Origin of the sequence: Devriesea agamarum (assembly GCF_900070355.1) — a bacterium.
Classification (GTDB): Bacteria; Actinomycetota; Actinomycetes; order Actinomycetales; family Dermabacteraceae; genus Devriesea; species Devriesea agamarum.
The window spans coordinates 1,606,789-1,623,682 of sequence record NZ_LN849456.1; the positions used below are offsets into that span (position 1 = coordinate 1,606,789).

General features: G+C 61.1%; 19 protein-coding genes and 1 tRNA gene. 11 read left to right on the forward strand and 9 right to left on the reverse strand.

The features are described 5' to 3' along the window. Nucleotides 1–24 precede the first annotated feature (24 nt). The 6 genes from BN1724_RS13310 to BN1724_RS13575 all read left to right on the forward strand — a co-directional run bounded on the left by BN1724_RS13310 (nucleotide 25) and on the right by BN1724_RS13575 (nucleotide 4,421). A complete protein-coding gene (locus tag BN1724_RS13310; protein ID WP_231928187.1) occupies nucleotides 25–258 on the forward strand; it encodes an antitoxin VbhA family protein in 234 nt (77 codons plus the stop codon). Beyond that, the gene (locus tag BN1724_RS06990) at nucleotides 204–515 is read left to right on the forward strand and encodes a hypothetical protein (protein ID WP_058234777.1); all 312 of its coding nucleotides are present in this window, start codon (nucleotides 204–206) and stop codon (nucleotides 513–515) included. Before BN1724_RS13310 ends, BN1724_RS06990 begins: the two co-directional genes overlap by 55 nt. Nucleotides 516–586: 71 nt before the next feature. Continuing rightward, nucleotides 587–1,696 (forward strand): tyrosine-type recombinase/integrase, encoded by a 1,110-nt coding sequence (locus BN1724_RS06995; RefSeq protein ID WP_058234778.1) that lies wholly within the window; start codon nucleotides 587–589, stop codon nucleotides 1,694–1,696. Then, complete coding sequence (locus BN1724_RS07000) at nucleotides 1,693–2,025, forward strand: helix-turn-helix domain-containing protein (RefSeq protein WP_058234779.1); 333 nt, start codon at nucleotides 1,693–1,695, stop codon at nucleotides 2,023–2,025. The genes BN1724_RS06995 and BN1724_RS07000 overlap by 4 nt, the downstream gene beginning before the upstream one ends. 710 nt (nucleotides 2,026–2,735) lie before the next feature. Further along, complete coding sequence (locus BN1724_RS07005) at nucleotides 2,736–4,001, forward strand: hypothetical protein (protein WP_058234780.1); 1,266 nt, start codon at nucleotides 2,736–2,738, stop codon at nucleotides 3,999–4,001. Between the two features lie 195 nt (nucleotides 4,002–4,196). Continuing rightward, complete coding sequence (locus tag BN1724_RS13575) at nucleotides 4,197–4,421, forward strand: AAA family ATPase (protein WP_407919319.1); 225 nt, start codon at nucleotides 4,197–4,199, stop codon at nucleotides 4,419–4,421. 105 nt (nucleotides 4,422–4,526) lie between these two features. On the opposite strand, the gene BN1724_RS13095 is transcribed toward BN1724_RS13575, so the two are convergent. Beyond that, nucleotides 4,527–4,694: a hypothetical protein gene (locus BN1724_RS13095; protein WP_172797096.1), complete on the reverse strand. Its 168-nt coding sequence runs from the start codon at nucleotides 4,692–4,694 to the stop codon at nucleotides 4,527–4,529. Nucleotides 4,695–4,740: 46 nt separating this feature from the next. Between BN1724_RS13095 and BN1724_RS07010 the strand changes: the two genes are divergently transcribed. Beyond that, nucleotides 4,741–5,286 carry a Fic/DOC family protein gene (locus tag BN1724_RS07010; protein ID WP_231928188.1) on the forward strand — a complete coding sequence of 182 codons (546 nt, stop codon included), beginning with the start codon at nucleotides 4,741–4,743 and terminating at the stop codon, nucleotides 5,284–5,286. 213 nt (nucleotides 5,287–5,499) lie between these two features. Here BN1724_RS07010 and BN1724_RS07015 read toward each other — a convergent pair whose 3' ends face one another. After that, on the reverse strand, nucleotides 5,500–7,242 hold the full coding sequence (locus BN1724_RS07015) for a nitrilase-related carbon-nitrogen hydrolase (protein ID WP_084252852.1): 1,743 nt from the start codon (nucleotides 7,240–7,242) through the stop codon (nucleotides 5,500–5,502). Nucleotides 7,243–7,317: 75 nt separating this feature from the next. Between BN1724_RS07015 and BN1724_RS07020 the strand changes: the two genes are divergently transcribed. Then, nucleotides 7,318–7,390 (forward strand) — tRNA-Arg (locus BN1724_RS07020). A 281-nt stretch (nucleotides 7,391–7,671) separates the two neighbouring features. Here BN1724_RS07020 and BN1724_RS12925 read toward each other — a convergent pair. Further along, the gene (locus BN1724_RS12925; protein ID WP_157085805.1) at nucleotides 7,672–7,869 is read right to left on the reverse strand and encodes a type II toxin-antitoxin system HicB family antitoxin; all 198 of its coding nucleotides are present in this window, start codon (nucleotides 7,867–7,869) and stop codon (nucleotides 7,672–7,674) included. 512 nt (nucleotides 7,870–8,381) lie between these two features. Between BN1724_RS12925 and BN1724_RS07025 the strand changes: the two genes are divergently transcribed. After that, nucleotides 8,382–10,112, forward strand: a complete 1,731-nt coding sequence (locus BN1724_RS07025) for an ABC transporter ATP-binding protein (RefSeq protein ID WP_157085806.1) — start codon at nucleotides 8,382–8,384, stop codon at nucleotides 10,110–10,112. 5 nt (nucleotides 10,113–10,117) lie between these two features. On the opposite strand, the gene BN1724_RS07030 is transcribed toward BN1724_RS07025, so the two are convergent. The 6 genes from BN1724_RS07030 to sucC all read right to left on the reverse strand — a co-directional run bounded on the left by BN1724_RS07030 (nucleotide 10,118) and on the right by sucC (nucleotide 15,962). Beyond that, nucleotides 10,118–10,939, reverse strand: coding sequence for a hypothetical protein (locus BN1724_RS07030; protein WP_058234783.1), 822 nt, complete (start codon nucleotides 10,937–10,939; stop codon nucleotides 10,118–10,120). Between the two features lie 78 nt (nucleotides 10,940–11,017). Continuing rightward, nucleotides 11,018–11,734, reverse strand: a complete 717-nt coding sequence (locus tag BN1724_RS07035; protein WP_058234784.1) for a C40 family peptidase — start codon at nucleotides 11,732–11,734, stop codon at nucleotides 11,018–11,020. A gap of 199 nt (nucleotides 11,735–11,933) precedes the next feature. After that, the gene (locus BN1724_RS07040) at nucleotides 11,934–12,647 is read right to left on the reverse strand and encodes a metal-dependent transcriptional regulator (RefSeq protein ID WP_157085807.1); all 714 of its coding nucleotides are present in this window, start codon (nucleotides 12,645–12,647) and stop codon (nucleotides 11,934–11,936) included. Nucleotides 12,648–12,777: 130 nt separating this feature from the next. Continuing rightward, nucleotides 12,778–13,650, reverse strand: coding sequence for a formyltetrahydrofolate deformylase (purU, locus tag BN1724_RS07045; protein WP_058234786.1), 873 nt, complete (start codon nucleotides 13,648–13,650; stop codon nucleotides 12,778–12,780). A gap of 242 nt (nucleotides 13,651–13,892) precedes the next feature. After that, nucleotides 13,893–14,786: a succinate--CoA ligase subunit alpha gene (sucD, locus tag BN1724_RS07050; protein ID WP_058234787.1), complete on the reverse strand. Its 894-nt coding sequence runs from the start codon at nucleotides 14,784–14,786 to the stop codon at nucleotides 13,893–13,895. Nucleotides 14,787–14,795: 9 nt separating this feature from the next. Continuing rightward, nucleotides 14,796–15,962 carry an ADP-forming succinate--CoA ligase subunit beta gene (sucC, locus tag BN1724_RS07055; protein ID WP_058234788.1) on the reverse strand — a complete coding sequence of 389 codons (1,167 nt, stop codon included), beginning with the start codon at nucleotides 15,960–15,962 and terminating at the stop codon, nucleotides 14,796–14,798. A gap of 203 nt (nucleotides 15,963–16,165) precedes the next feature. Between sucC and BN1724_RS07060 the strand changes: the two genes are divergently transcribed. Next, complete coding sequence (locus BN1724_RS07060; protein ID WP_058234789.1) at nucleotides 16,166–16,387, forward strand: hypothetical protein; 222 nt, start codon at nucleotides 16,166–16,168, stop codon at nucleotides 16,385–16,387. Beyond that, complete coding sequence (locus tag BN1724_RS07065; protein ID WP_058234790.1) at nucleotides 16,384–16,866, forward strand: hypothetical protein; 483 nt, start codon at nucleotides 16,384–16,386, stop codon at nucleotides 16,864–16,866. Before BN1724_RS07060 ends, BN1724_RS07065 begins: the two co-directional genes overlap by 4 nt. Nucleotides 16,867–16,894: the final 28 nt, after the last annotated feature.

Below are 16,894 nucleotides of genomic sequence, written 5' to 3' on the forward strand. Positions count from 1 at the left end.
TATCACCAGTGAGAGGAGCCACCCGTGGCTACCGAACAGCGACTATCAACGACTGCGTCCGAACGAGCAAGGCATGTGGCCGAGGCGATCCACAGCATCGAAATGGAAGGCCTGTCAGTGTCGGCTGCCGCACGCCAGGATGACGCTGAGTATATTGCCGGGCGCATTGATTCTGATGAGTTGGTGGCCCGCGCGCGCACGCTATGGACTCACCTGATTTTGTTGACCCGTATCTCGATCCCCAGACGGGTCTGCTGAGGAACAAGGTCGGCGCACAGACGAATGCCGCCCTCGATGACGCCGAGGGCGACCTTTCGCATGCTCGCTTGATACAGCTCATGGATCACCCGGTCAAGCCGACCGGCGGCCTTGGCGAGTTGCGCGCGATCCACCGATATCTGTTTCAGGATGTCTACGACTGGGCGGGATTCCAGGAATTATTGCGTCAGATGCATCATTCGCCGGTGCCGCACAAACACTCCGAAGCCAGGATAGCCGAGATGACATCCGCCTGACCTGGGATTTCCCCATCCCTCCATTCTGATGCAACAATATTGCTTCTGATTCAACGCTAGATGGAGGGGTCATGGACGCTGTTCCGGGTGCCGCAAGCCTGCTGCTGGTCAGCGGGGTAAAGTACCTGAATGAGGCGTCCGCCGTGTTCGAGGCGATGGTGGAGGGTTGGTCTCGGCAGCAGGCCAGCCGCCGCTTGAAAGACACGACGATCCACCCGAGGCTGACCCTGATTCGGCGGTTTCAGGAGTTCACGAACGAGTACCCGTGGAACTGGAAAGCCCAGGACGTCGAAGACTTCACCGTGTCACTGATGAGCGGGGATCGCGGGCTGAGCACGGGCACGATTCGGGGCTACCACCTCATGCTGCGGCAGTTCTGCGACTATCTCACTGATCGCCGCTATGACTGGATGACGGAGTGCGAACAGCGGTTTGGTGCCGTGCCGGTGCAGATCTGCCACGAATGGAACACGGTCGCTCACCTGAACGAGTACGAGGGTCGGCCGGAGCGCCGCCCACTGACCTATGACGAGCTTGAAACGCTCTTCAACTACTGCGACGAGCGAGTGGAACAGATCGTTCGTGCGGGACGCAAAGGCGCTCTGGCTGCGATGCGTGACGCGCAGATGTTGAAGACCACCTACGCGTTCGGCTTGCGGCGTCGAGAAGTGGTCAGCCTGGATATTGCCGATTTAAGGGTGAACCCGCAGGTGCGGGAGTGGGGCAAGTACGGATCGCTGCACGTTCGCTACGGGAAGGCGGTGCGCGGCGGGCCTCCTCGACGCCGAACCGTGCTCGCGGTGCCCGAATTCGACTGGGCCTTGGACGGCCTGCGCCAGTGGGTCGAGCAGGCCCGCCCGAAGATGGAACCCGGCGCGCATCCGGCGCTCTGGGTAACCGAACGCAACAGTCGCGTGTCAGTTCGGTACTTGGATATTCGTTTCGCTGAGCTGCGCGCCGGGGCTGGCCTCCCTGCGGAACTGACTTTGCATTGCTTGCGGCATTCGTATGTGACGCACCTGATCGAGTTCGGTTACGCCGAACGGTTCGTTCAGGAACAAGTCGGCCACGCAACGGCATCGAGTACCGCGATCTACGCGTCGGTGAGCAGCGACTTCAAGAACCGCATCCTGACCGAAGCGCTCCATCGCGTCTATCAACCAGAGAAAGGATCATCATGATCAAGAAGATGAGCGCCCGCTGGAAGCTCCGAGAGCTGATGGCCTTGCAGGGCTTGTTCCAGACCACGGACTTGGTGCCACTGCTGGCAGAGCGCGGCATTCACCTCTCGCGCGAACAGGTATTCCGGCTGGTCACAAAGGCCCCGCAACGGCTGAATATGGATGTGCTCGTTGCACTCTGCGACATTCTCACCTGCACGCCGAACGACCTGATCGAAGCTGTTGAAGAGCCGACAACGGTCGAGAAGACCGGAACCGATGGTGAGGTTCGCGGCATCGGTGATCTGCGGCCGGTTCCGGCTCGGATACGCCGACCAGATCAGGCCTGAACAAGCCGCGGAGTCACATGCTGGATCAAGACAACATCGAGACGATCATCAAGGTCGTGACGGCGGCAGATACCGGGTTGGAGCGACCCGAAATCCTGAACGCAGTCATGACGGTCGCGAAGTACCCGAACGTGCGTGCGCGGTTACGCCGCACGCTCCAAGACATGCCTGACCCTTTACGGTCGGCAGAGCCGACGATGCCCCGTCAAACGCAGCGGTTTCTCCGAGCATTGATCGACGCCGGAGCGACGGGCATTCGGCTGCCTGCCTGCCAGGGTTGCGGTCGAATACGGCCGGTCGAGCACTCTCTTGCAGACAGCCGACGGGTCTGCGGTTCCTGTTGGCGTAAGGCGCGCTCCCAACCTTGCGGGAGGTGCGGCAAACACCGATTCCTGAATAGCCGACTTGCTGGAATACGAGTGTGCAGCAACTGCTACGCCAGTGACGAGCGCAATAGGAAAATCTGCCTGTCTTGCGGGAAACGAGCGCGGAAAGCCGTCCGAGCCGCGAACGGCATACTGTGCCAAACCTGCGCACCCCGTAAGACGCGAACCTGCTTTCGTTGCAGTGAAGAACGACCTGTCGGTGGATTCCTTCAGGATCACCCATTTTGCAAACGGTGCTACCAGCGCACGATAGCCACAGTTGCTCCCTGTCCGCGATGCGGGAACCCTCACGTCCTCGCGTACTTCGACGCCTCCGACGCCCTGGTGTGTGCTGACTGCGCGGGCCAGCCCGCGCAGTACGTCTGTCGCACCTGCGGAAGCGAGCAGCACCTCGTCGGCCGCCGATGCGCCCGATGCATCGTCTCTGAGCAGGTCACCGCACTCATCACCACACCGGACGGCGACATCCACCCGCAGTTGCGACCGGTGCTCGATGCTCTGCTCGCCCGCAACAACCCTCAGTCAGTGCAACGGTGGCTGACACGGGGGAAGGCGACCCAGATTCTCGCGAGCATGGCCCGCGGTGAGACGCCCATCAGCCACGAAGGCATCGACGCGTTTCCACGAGATCGTGCTCGAGAATACCTGCGCGATCTTCTCATCGCCTGCGGCGTGCTCCCCGAGACGTCGCGCGCGCTCCGCGACACACTCGAATGGGTTGATGGTTTCCTCGCCGAGCATTCCAGCCCGGATCGCCACGTGCTGCTGGCCTACACTCACTGGCACATCGTTCGCAGAGCCAGAGCGCAAGCCGCCAAAGGCAAGTTCACCGAGAGTGCCGGGGGAAATATTCGCGCCCACCTGCGTGCCCTGGGCCGGTTCCTCGACTGGCTACACGCCCAGCACACAACGCTTGATCGTGCCCGTCAAGCGCATATCGACGAGTACGTCGCAGCTCACCCGAATGCTACGCGCCACCTGCCTCAGTTCCTCAGCTGGACATGCGCGACAAATCGAAGTGGCCCGGTGACCTCGCCGACTTATCGCTCCCAGCTGCCCACGCCTCAAACTGCGGATGCTGGGCACTGGCAGACTGTTGAGCGGCTGCTGCAAGATGAGAGCATCCGTGTCGATACGAGGCTCTGCGGCCTGTTCGTTCTGCTCTACGGTCAGCGCCCATCGCACATCAGCCGCGTGACGCGCGACCGCGTGACCCTCACCCGGGAGAACGTCTCGATTCGCTTCGCTGACGATCCGATCGTACTGCCGCCAGAAGTCGATACGCTGCTACGGCAACACTTGCGATCGGTGGACAGCGACGGTGAACGCGCAGACAGCCCCTGGCTGTTCCCTGGCGTCAACCCCGCCCGCCCCATCGACCAAGGCGGCCTCGGAATGAGACTGAAACGCATCGGCGTTGCGGCGCAGACCAGCCGGACGACCGCGATCATGCAGCTCGCCGCCGAACTCCCCGTTGCGGTGCTCGCGGGGTTCCTCGGCATCCACCCGCAAACCGCCGTCGTCTGGAATAAGCTCGCCGCAAGCTCCTGGAACAGCTACCCGGCGCTACGACGGTCGCAGAGTCCATAGCTCGTCAACCAACTCAGTCCACAACCGCCGGAAGTCACCAACATCTGTATCGCCGGTAGCCCGCGAGCATTCAGAAGAGAATAGCAAGAGGTGCGGTTGACGAAGGATGACACTCAGCAGTGTCATGGGTGCTCGATACCCTCATCTATGAGGCTTACCCCTGGCGGAGGGGAGCAAGAAACAGACGGAGCGGCCATGCACATCAGAAACGTCACAGTTGAGAACGTGAAGAGCTTTCGCAAGAAACATCGATTCGATCTGAAGCCGGGAGTGAACTTCTTCGTCGGAGACAACAACAGCGGCAAGTCGACGGTTCTAGAAGCACTTCTGTTCACGTTCGAGGGGCCTTCAGCGATCTGCCCTTGGTCGCTATCTTCGCCCATATCCTCAGGATATCGATTAACACGTCTCGCTGCCTGAATCGGTGAGGCACCAGCTTTCCGCTTGTCCTCGAACGGATCAACGAACGGGTGCACGATCTTGCTATTGCGCTCAATGCTCTCACCCCAAGACCTCTCCGTCACCTTAGACTACGAAAGCGGTCAGGTCGTCGGCGTTCGTCACGCCAGTCGCCTCCATCAGGAGCCGCTGCGCCTCGACGGCGGCCTCCGTGCCTCGGCGCGCAGTGCCGGGCTTCACAGTGAGGTCGCCGCGCTCGGCGCGCGCCGCCAGCTCATCGTAGATGGTGCTCATGATGCCACTCCCCTATCGTCGGGCGAACGCCGAACAGAGAAGAATAATGCACACAACCGATATTGCACCTCCACCAGTAGAGCTGCGCACGGTTGACATTCGCAAAAACGTGGAAGGAGCGCAGTTTTTTCTTCCCGTCTCGATGATCAGTCGTGCCGCCAGTTATGCCGAGGGCGAGCTGCGTGCGGACAACGAGCTGCGCAGCATGAGCCGTGAGCAGTTCATCGACCGCCTGGCCTACCACTACGACCAATTCAACTACATACATCCGTTTCGCAAGGGCAATGGCAGGGCGCAACGAATGTTTTGGACCCGTGTCGCACGCGATGCTGGATGGCAGCTCGACTGGCGCGAAGTGTGCGGCGTGACCAACGACCAGGCGAGCCGCGCGGCATCTGAGCAGCGGGACTTTAGGCCGCTGCGTGAGATGTTCGATCAGATCGTCAGTAAGGCAACTCCGCAGGTTGAGCGGGACGCCGCCTGGCGCGTCGCAGAGCGTGCCCGGCTGTCGTTCCCCACGAATGCTACCGAGGCGGTGCACGGGCCTCAGAGCGGCCCGTCGAGCGCACCGCACTACCCTGCACACACTTAGGGTCAGGACAGAGCGTCGAGGGCCTGGCAACGACGGGCTAAGAGTGGGCAGGTGACCCGTGTTGGTTACGCGCGGGTGAGCACGCGCGAGCAGAATCCCGGCCCAGGAGGCAGAGCTACGCGGCGCATGCTGGACGATCACTCCCCCGGCCACTATCCACAGTTCCTTGACCAAAGGTCGGTCACAAGCGGACCCGCGCCCCCACCCAAGCCATCACAACATCCGCTTGCGATGCCGCAGGACCGGAAGACTTGTACGCACTCGCTCCACCTCCTGGGTGTCAATATCGACGACCAGAAGACCTGGTTCGCGTCCCAGTTCGGCGCGCACACTACCGGATGGATCAACGCATCGGGACAGTCCTACGCCGCGCGGAACGCTGCGATGCTCACCCTTATGACCGCTGTCATCCTGCGGCGGGGCCTGATCGCAGGCCAACAGCCACACCGTGGCATCCATCGCCCGGGCGGACGTCAAAGTGCGCCACTGATCAGCCTTGCTTGGACCATCCGCCCAGGCCGCCGACAGGATCACCGCGTCAGCCCCCGCCTCAGCTAAGGCGATGAACTGGTCTGGGAATCGAAGGTCATAGCAGATGGCAATCCCAATCCGCAGGCCGCCAAGATCGAAGGTGACCAGATCGCGTCCAGGTTCTACCGTGTCGGACTCCTTGGCCCCGCGTGCGTCGTAGAGGTGAATCTTGCGATAGCTGAGCTGGGTCCGCATGCCGCGAACGATCAGTTCATTGCGCACCCGACCCTGCTCCCCCGGGGTGAATGATCCCGCGACGATCACCAAGCCATAGCGGGCGGCGAGTTCCGTGATGTGCCGGTCGAACCGGGCTGAATCCTCGTGTGCGGCGCGCTGAAGGTCAGTGCCAAATGGCGTCAATGTTGCCTCAGGGAGCACCAGGAGCCGGGCCTGCTGCTTGGCGGCTCGGGCTGCCGCTTCGGCAATCCGGGCGATGGTGGCCCCAAAGTCCTCTGACACTTCAATCTGAGCGAGCGCCACCCGCAGAGCCCCCGTGCGGGTAGCGTCGGACTCGATTCGGCGCGCGGAGTCACAGTCGACGGCAGGGTCACGGTCACGATGACATTCCGTGTCGAGATGCCGCTTCCGGTCGAGGTGCCGTTCCCGGTCCCGATGGGTGTCCCGGTCGAGATGGATTCCCTGGTCGCGATAAACATCCCGGTCAAGACGGAAGTCGCGGGCCGGTTTGCGATCCGTGACGCGCTGCGGGACGGAATCGGGTTCCTGATCGCTGTGGCGACGGTGTTCGGGCCTATCGGTCTCAGTTGTGGCGGCGTTATCAGTTGTGGCAGCGTACCGATTAGAGATATCACCCGCCTCTTGCGCCCCCAATTCCCGGGCGTCCTTCGGGGTATCGACATCGCGGATCCGGTCGGTCACCGTGCCGAGGCTGACCACCGGGACCCGTGCATACAAACGTTTCATACTGCAACCGCTGACCGCCTGCGGAGTGAGCTGCGCACCGTCCGGCCTAGCCAGCTGCGTTAGAGCCTGCCGGAGCAGATCCACCGGCCACACCGAGCAGAGAAACTGCACATGCCCCTCACCGTCAACGACACTGCGCACCGCATCCGAGTCATCCGTAGCCAGCAGCCACGCCACTAAATCCCGGTCAATGAGCGGCATATCGCCACCGAGCACCAAAACCCTACGGATCTGCGGGCCAGCTTCCTCGACCCCCCTGGCAAGCCCCGCGACCGGACCCTGATGCGGAGGATCCTCGCGCACCACACGAATGGCGGGATCACCCTGGGGACCCGGACCCACCACCACCCGGTCGCACCCGCTGGCAGCAGCCAGCACCCGATCCCTGAGCGCCATGCCCCCAACGGTCAGCGCCGTCTTATCGATACCGTCCAAACGCTGCGCTCGGCCCCCGGTCAAGATGACCGCGAGAACATCGTCATACCGCTGCATAGGTTCCATGCACCGATTGTGCCAAGCGGGTATGACATCTGGTGCCGTAGACTATGTTCGGTCTCATCTTCGGATGGGGCTGGAGCCCCCGTAGCTCAGGGGATAGAGCACTTCTCTCCTAAAGAAGGTGTCGCGCGTTCGAATCGCGCCGGGGGCACTCCATCTACCAGCAGCGATGCTGGTCATCGCGCCACCTACTCGTTCTGCTCGGGCTCGTGTGTCACCTGTGTGACACCCGCCTCGCTAAAAACGAAGCCCCGCGCCCACAACCGTGGGCACAGGGCTTTCGAGCGACACCTGGCTTCGGTGCTCCAGAGGGGCACAATCCACCAGGCCACGATGGGGCACCGCACTATGTACCGATCCCAAAGGTTGTCGTCATCAGCTACTTTAACACGCTTAGAGAACTATCACCTACAACTATTCGTGAGCTCCGTCTTACGAGGGAGTCTTGACCGTCAAGGCGATCTCCACCTCTGAGGGATCGACATCGAGCCACAACGCAACGATTTCGCGTGCCACCTCCGGAGCCTTAGCCAAGCTCGCAGCTTGTCCGTACGCTCCGACCTCGGGAACCTCGATAAACCACCAGTGATCGCCATCTTTAACCACGGTAGCCTCATACTTCTTTACCATCAACACCCTTCTGCCCAGTTATATAAGCGCTTTCATGCAACGTTGCTGATTACGCGACACAAATTCAAAACTAACGTAGCAAGCCTAATCATTGTTACGCATCCCCGGGGCGCCTCATAGCCGGAAGCATCGAAAATATTCGTCCCAGGTACCTCCACCCCGCTGGCCTAGCGCGCATCACACCGTCAGCCACGACCAATATCTGCCTCGCCCGGGAAAACACTCCGATACCCTTTAAGGGAAACCCTTCGCCGACCATCCGGGAGAATGCACCGCCGCAGGATGGGCTCTCTCCTCGCCGTCAAGCCCGCGTTACCGGTCGTCTAGGGCAAGCATGGATGCATGCCTGAACGCGCCATCCCCTTCACCAAGCCCTACCTCAACCACCACCCCGAAACCCCTAGTCCCCGACCCACCTGTCGACTCCCTCACCGCCCCCTCTGCCAAGTCCCGCACCGCCCCCAACCGAACCACCCGCTTTCATCACCGCCCGCGCACACCCGAGGACCACTTTGACCCGCGTCATAAAGTTCATGGCATGGATGTGGCTGCAAGCTTGGCGCGCAGCACCGCTACAGACCGTCGCAGTAGCAGCCATCAATCTACTTCTATCCGCTATTCCCGCTCTTCAAGTACTGGCAATCTCTGCATATATCAGTGCTTTGACAACCGCCACGAAGTTCTCCGACACAACGTCGAGCTTTCTCGCACTGGTCCTGCTCATAGCGTTCACAGCGCCGCTAACAAACATTGAGCTAACCCTGCAGACACGAGCGGTCGATCTCATTAAACTGCGGCTCGCCTCCGAAATGACCAGCACCATCGCGGGGCTCACTCCTCAAGAACTTTCCACTCCTGAAATCGCTGCCCAGATCGAGAAAGCCAACTCGGCGGCGCAAGACGAATTGCCTTCCCGCTTCGGTTTCATGGTTATTCTTCTTCGCGACACAATTGCCGTCATCGCCGTCATCATAAGTTTGGCAAGTATGTCTATCTTGGCGGCAGTGTTGGTCTGTCTCTCGTTGCTTCCAGCGTTTTATGCGGCGCACCGCGCCAACGGAATCAATATTCGACTCTGGGATTCGATCGGTCATCTTTATTGGCGCGCCCGTTATCTTCATCAGTTACTCGTCTCCGGAAGTACATCGCGCGAGCTAAACTCACTCGGGGCTGCATCGAAGATAGGCGGTTTGGTATCGGATGTGTACACCTCGATTACAGATAAACGCAAGGAGACCTATCGTCCCTTGCTACTTGCGCGTCTCCTGGGTGGAGTCATCTCGTCCATCATCCTGGCAGTCGCTCTCATCGCGCTCACCTCGGGAGTGAACTACGGGCCGGTAGCGGCGGGCGGCGTGTACGGAGTCATGGCTGCGATGGGAACGGTCGGAGGGCTCGGCACGAATCTGGGTGCCATGATCGAATCGGTCGCGCCATATTCTCGATATACCGATCTGCAAAAGCTACGTCGTCCGGCGATACCTCATACCCATAAACCTCGTGTCACACAGTTGTCCGTGAGCGACCTAGAGTTCACGTACCCGAACGGCACCCGTCCATCCCTGACCGATTTCTCCCTCGAAGTGCGCAAAGGTCAGATCATTGCGGTAGTCGGAGTCAACGGCGCAGGCAAAACGACCGCTATCAATTGCATACTGGGTTCCCTACAGCCTGACCGCGGTGAGGTCGTGGTCGATGGGGCATCCCAGTCCGCGATGACTGCCGCAGACTGGGGTAGTCACTTCGGTATTCTCACCCAAGAGTTCGGGAAGTACGAGCTGACCGTAAGGCAAATTCTCACGCTCGGAGCTGTAGAGCCAGCTCCTTGCGATGATCAACTGTGGGCAGCGCTCAAAGCGGCAGATGCCGAGACCTTAGTACGGTCTTTCCCGGACGGGCTCGATCAGCAGCTCGGAACCCAGTGGTCAGGTGGGGTCGGGATATCCGGTGGGCAGTGGCAGCGGCTATCGCTGGCGCGGATCGTGCTGCGCGATGCACCTATTTGGATCTTGGATGAGCCAACCAGTTCTATTGACGCTGAGTCCGAACAGGAAATCTTTAAGGCGCTGCAACGAGACCGCGCAGATCGCATCACCATCGTCGTCTCTCACCGTGCATGGACCTTAAAAGGGATGGACGAGATTATCGTGCTCGACAAGGGCCGGATCGTAGAGCGGGGCACCTATTCAGATCTGTTGACGCGCGAAGGTCGCTTTGCTGCGATCTTCGCCGAACAGGTCTAGGACCATTACCCGCGCCGCGTTAATCCCCCGGCGACGATCGCACCGATCACGACTAGAGTTCCCACCCCGATGCACCACAATCCCCAAGTGCCAAGACCCTGCTCGGCGCTTAAGGCAAATGCGTCGGTGAGCTGTCCGAGCAAGCCGCTGGTCGGCAAAACCGAGTCAAAAATATCCCCGGCGTGGATGCCCAGCCACCATACGATGCCGCCCGATGCAGCCGTGAGCAGCCCTGCGGTCACCAGGAGCACGCGCCGACGGGTTCCGATCAGAACCGCCAAAATGGCGCACCCAATCGCGGCAAACCCTGCCCGGGGAGCCCAGGTGGTGAGCAGTCCGGCGTATTCGAGCGGAGCCCAATGGGGTAGGGATGCAATGTGCCAGCGGAGGTCTTTGGGCGGGTTGATCTGGACGCCGACGGTGTTGTGGACCGCGTCCGAAGCGCTCTGCGCAATCGGGTCCAGATCTAAGACGATTGGGATCGGGCCGGGAACAAACAGATGGTCGTGCACTTCGCCCATGGTCGACATCCACACGGCGCCGACGGACGGGTCGGTGATGACGTTTCTCGCACCGGATCGCAGGCCGGGCTCGATGCGGCTTTGAATCCAAGACGGCAAGTGGGTCACATTCAGGAGCTCATGAACGGCGTTGTCGGCAATCTGCCCACGCACCGTGGGGCTGTCCCCCACCGGCCCAGCGATTTCTAGGAAACCCTGCCGGGAGACAACGTGGTCAGCTAGCCACACTCCAGGGCCGCTCAGCGTTCCAAGGACAAACGCAAGCACGAGGAGCCCCGCCGCGCACGTGTTTCGCAGGCCTTTCATGGCAGTAACTGTATCGGCCAAAAGGATCGGCCCGGGCGCTCAGTGCGCCCGGGCCGATCCTTAAAAGCTGTGGTGGTCTCAGCGACCGATGCGGATGTAGCTCCAGTTACCTGACCAAAGCTTGCGCTCTGAGGTGTCCTTGATGGAGTTTCCGGCGTCGATAATCATACCGTTGCCGGCGTAGATGCCGATGTGGCCCGGCTTGTAGACGAGGTCGCCGGGGCGAGCCTCAGACTTGGAGATGTGGCGGCCCATGGCAGCCTGGGCGGAAGCAGAGTGCGGCAGGGAGATGCCGTGCTGAGCGTAAACCCATGCGGTGAAGCCGGAGCAGTCCCAGCCGGAGGTGCTGGAGCCGCCCCACACGTAGCGCACGCCGATGCCGTTGCGGGCGGTGGAGATGATGGACGAGCCGGCGACAACCTGGTTGCCGGCGCTGCCGGAGTCATCGGAGGAGCCCTGCGCACGGTAGTTGGCCGAGCGAACGGACTTCTTTACCTTGGTCTTGGCGATGGACAGACCGGCGTCATCCGCGTCGTCGGAAATACCGGCGACAGCGGCGTCCTGCTGCTCAGTCACGGCAGGCAGCTGCACTGCCGGAGCGGCGGGTACCTGGAGTACGGCCTGGCCCGAGGGGGCGGCCTGAATGTTCGGAGCCTCATCGGCGATAGCAATGTTGCTGCCTGTCAGCAGAAGCCCTGCCGCCACGGTTGCACCGGCGACATTGCGACCGATTGTGGTCGCCGGAGTCACGGCACGCATCTCACGGCGGTGAGTGTTCGTCGAACCCTTGGTCACTCTGAATCTCCCTGGCCCTCGAAGAGTTGTCTTCGTCCCGTCTTGGCAATAGCCCTGAACCTCGGACCGGTGACGGGAACGGGCACCAGACCGTGAACGCCGTCTTCCCTACCACTGGCGGCGCGAGTACAACGTTACGAAACTTCAAACGGGTTTCGCGCCCTCAGAGCGCAATCTGTTCGAGACCTTGAAGAAGCCTTTACTCACCGTCGGCGGGCGAGACGAACAGGTGACCCGCATCGTGCCAACTCACCTCGTGAACGACGTCACCCGGACGCTCCAAACGCACCCAGTCGCCGATCACAGTAGCTGTTACTAAAGCTCCCGGAATCATGCCGTGACCTGCGAGAGCGCTGAGCTGTTCAGTGTCTGCCTGTAGCGGTTCACCAATCCGTCGCAGGATCACCGATGCGGAACGATGCGTATCTGAGTCGCCGACCACATTGGTTAGCCGCGTCACGCCGGTAAAGATGTCTTTACCGGGATCTGTGATGCCGAGCACCTCCAATCCGGGGATTGGATTGCCGTAGGGGTCCACAAAGGGCGGTTTGATAAGGCTTGCGATCCGCCGTTCCACCGCCTCGCTCATCACGTGTTCCCACCGGCACGCCTCCTCGTGAACGTCGGCGAGGTCCAGTCCGATGAACTCAACCAGAAGCCGTTCAGCCAGCCGGTGTTTACGCATCACGGCGAGCGCCCGTCGCCGTCCCTCATCAGTAAAGGAGAGTTGACGATCTTCTTCGACCACGACCAGGCCGTCGCGCTCCATGCGCGCAATCGTCTGCGAGACGGTGGGGCCCGAATGCCCTAACCGTTCCGTGATGCGCGCACGCATCGGAATAATGTCTTCTTCTTGCAGTTCAATGATGGTTTTGAGATACATCTCGGTGGTGTCGATCAAGTCGCCACTCATCAGCTACTCCTTGGTGGGGGCACATTGCCTTTCGTGCCCTGCATGGCATGGGGTGTCTCAGAACCGGTCACCGCTAAGGACCGACCAGGTAGACGGCGTACCGCCAGTTTAGGCAGTCCGAACACGTACGTCAGCGCAAAACCACCGTACGGCGACCATCGACGAATACCCGACCTTCGCAGTGCCAGCGCACCGCGTCGGTGAGCGCCGCAACCTCGGCGTCTCGTCCACGAGCAGCGAGTTCAGCCGGTGTATATCCGTGATTGACGGCGAGCACGTGCTGGGCAATGATCGGCCCTTCGTCTAGGTCTGAGTTGACGTAGTGGGCGGTCGCGCCAATCATCTTCACGCCCCGGGCGTGGGCCTGGTGATATGGCCGAGCTCCTTTAAACGACGGCAAGAACGAATGGTGGATATTGATGCACCGACCTGCGAGGTTACCGGTGAGCTGGTCAGACAGGATCTGCATGTACCGCGCTAGGATCACAAGCTCGGCACCGGTGCGCTCGACAAGATCCAGCAGAGCACGCTCCGCATCGGGCTTGGTCTGCGCGGTCACGGGCACGTGGTGAAACTCGATCCCGTGCCAACGGGCGATTGGCTCATGGTCGGGATGGTTAGAGACCACGCCCACCACCTCAATTGGCAGATCCCCGGTCTGGGCGCGGAAGAGGAGATCGCGCAGGCAGTGTTCCGCCTTCGACGTCAGGATCAACACTTTGGTCCGGTATCCGGCGGGGCGCAGATCCCAGTCCATACCGAATTGCTCTGCCAGGCGAGCAAGGCTCTCGCGCAACGCTGTATGCGCATCGGGGTTCGGAAGTGCTACCTCCACCCGCTGAAAGAAACGTCCGCTCTGTGGATCTCCGAACTGGTGGGCCTCGCGAATATCACCGTCGTGATCGACCAGGACACTGCTGACCGCGTGGACTATGCCCACGCGGTCAGCGCATGAGAGCGTGAGAACGTACCGGGATGGGGATGTAGGTTCGTGCGAAGTCATCCCGGGAGGGTACCGCAGCGAGCGCACCGGCACATAACAACTACCGCACAGCAATGGGGCCGGAGACCAGCCGCAATGCGGTGGTATCCGGCCCCTGGATGCTCTGTCGAGTTGTTTGCGCTGTTCAGGCCCGCTGGGAACCAGTCAGTCCCGTGGGCACTAAACGCACATCCTGGTCAAACTTGTGCACCTGAGATGCGCTCGTGCCCGCAGGTCCCGCTGGCATCGCACGAACACTGTGGTCATGCTCGTGCGCGCAGAATCTCACGCATCAACTCGGCGGTTTCGGACGGAGTCTTGCCGACCTTTACTCCGGCAGCCTCAAGAGCTTCCTTCTTCGCGGCAGCCGTTCCGGCCGAACCCGACACAATCGCGCCCGCATGCCCCATGGTTTTACCTTCGGGAGCAGTAAACCCGGCGACGTAACCCACCACCGGTTTAGTGACGTGTTCGCGGATGTAGGCGGCGGCGCGTTCCTCGGCGTCGCCCCCGATTTCACCGATCATCACAATCGCATCGGTTTCAGGATCGTTCTCGAACGCTTCCAAGGCGTCGATATGGGTCGTCCCGATGACGGGGTCGCCGCCAATGCCGATGCAGGTCGTGAAGCCAAAGTCCCGCAGCTCGTACATCATCTGATAGGTCAAAGTGCCTGACTTCGACACCAGGCCGATGCGCCCGGGACCGGTGATGTTAGCGGGGATAATGCCGGCGTTGGACTTTCCGGGGCTGATGATGCCCGGGCAGTTCGGTCCAATCAGGCGAGTCTTGCCGCCGGCAGCGAGCGCATAGTTAAAGAACTCGGCGCTGTCTTTCACCGGGATGCCTTCGGTGATCACGATGGCCAGTGGGATCTCCGCGTCGATGGCTTCGATCACGGCAGCTTTGGCGAACTTGGGTGGCACAAACAGGACCGACACGTTGGCGCCAGTTTTTTCCATCGCCTCAGCAACCGTCCCGAACACGGGGACTTGCTGGCCACCGTCGAACGTCACGCTTTGACCAGCCTTGCGCGGGTTCACCCCGCCCACGATCTGGGTTCCCGAGGCGAGCATCCGCTGCGAATGCTTCATACCTTCCGAACCGGTCATGCCCTGGACAATGACTTTCGAGTTTTCATCGAGGAAAACGGACATGGCTATTCCTCACTTTCCGGCGGCGAGCTCAGCGGCTTTGGCCGCGGCGCCGTCCATCGTGTCGACCAGGGTGACCAGGGGGTGAGCAGCCTCGGTGAGGATCCGCCGCCCTTCCTCAACGTTGTTGCCGTCCAACCGGACGACCAACGGTTTGGAGGCCGTATCCCCCAGTTTCTGCAGCGCGCCCACAATGCCATTGGCGACCGCATCGCACGCCGTGATCCCGCCAAACACGTTCACGAACACGGACTTCACCTGCGGATCACCGAGGATCACATCCAGCCCGTTAGCCATCACTTCGGCCGATGCACCGCCGCCGATATCGAGGAAGTTCGCCGGTTTCACCCCGTGCGCCTGCCCGGCGTAAGCCACCACGTCGAGAGTGGACATCACCAGCCCCGCACCGTTGCCGATCACCCCGACCTGACCGTCGAGCTTCACGTAGTTCAGGTCCATTGCCTTGGCTTTGGCTTCTAACGGGTCCGCCGCTGCTTTGTCTTCGAGGGCCGCGTGATCGTCGTGCCGAAATTCGGCGTTGTCATCCAACGTCACCTTGCCGTCGAGGGCGATGATCTCTCCCTCACCGGTTTTCACCAGGGGGTTAACTTCCACCAGGGTGGCGTCTTCTTCACGGTAGACATTCCAGAGTTTCTGCAGAACCGGGATAACTTTTGCTGCGGTTTCCTCGTCAAAGCCTGCCTGTTTGACGATCTGGGCGGCTTTGTCGGCGTCAATGCCGACGTTCGGATCGACCGGAACCTTCGCGAGCGCTTCGGGCCGTTCGACCGCAAGCTGCTCGATCTCCATCCCGCCTTCGACCGAGCACATGGCGAGGTAACGCCGGTGAGCTCGATCGAGCAGCAGTGAAAAATAGTATTCCTCGGCGATATTCGCCCCAGCGGCGATCATCACGCGGTGAACGGTATGGCCTTTGATATCCATGCCAAGGATCTGTGCGGCCTTGTCGTGGGCGTCCTCGGGCGACTTCGCCACCTTGACACCCCCGGCTTTACCGCGTCCACCGGTTTTGACCTGGGCTTTCACGACCACCACCGGGGTCGCGAGCTGTTGTGCTGCGGCCTTCGCGGCCGCGGGGTCTTCCGCAACGACTCCGGGGAGCACGGGCACACCGTGCTTCTCGAAGAGGTCACGGGCCTGGTATTCAAACAGGTCCACGGGTGTTGAGTCCTCTCGACTTCGAGTGTGGGCGGCAGGCCGGATCCCGGCCGAGGCATCCGCCCAGCGGATCGTCTACCACCCTATACGCCACCCCTGACAGAGAAGTGTCCGTCCTCCACAAACGGGCACCCGCGACGGGCACAACAGGCCAACACCACGTTCTCACTAGCCGAAAATAGCGAGCACCGTAGCATGGGGGCATGGCCCGTCGATCCCGCACTCTCCGTCAGCGCATCGGAAATCAGCTGCTGTTCTCCATCGCTGTGCTCACTGTGCTGTTCTTTTTGCTGAAGTTCATCGGGATCCGCGTCACGATGCCGGGCCTGGTGCTATCGATTGTCATCACCGTCGCCCTCAACGTGGCCCTGTCGTATTGGAATGTCAACCGCTCCCCGAATCGCCCCAGAGACGAGCAGAGATGAACGACTGGCGAACCTATATGAAAGCGGCGCGCAACACCGTGCGCCAACAAGCTCCGGGAGCACGTGAAGCCGTCAAGCAGACGGTAAAGGACGCCGCACAGTCCGCTCGTGTGAATGCGAAAGCCGCAGGACACGTCCTGTCCTCCCACACCGAACAGACCCGAAAGGCAGTGCGCCAAGATGCCGCTGCCTACGTGGTGGTGGCGCATCGCAAGTTGAAACGAGCCCAGCTGGGTCGACGTCTGCTGGCGGCACTGCGCGACGCCCTGATCATGGGGGTCTCGATCACCGTGATCTGGTTTATCCTCAGCAAAACCGCTGTCAAAATTCCCTTCGAGTGGGTGCTGATTGGGATCATCTTGTTGATGGCTCTACGTTTCGTCGTCGCGTTTTCTCGAAAGCGGCCGGAATCGGACGAGGCTGAAGCAACCGGGGCAGAGCAATCCCCAGACGGCTCATCCGCACCGCCACAGCGCTGAGACCTCCGTTCAGGACTGGCGGACCCTC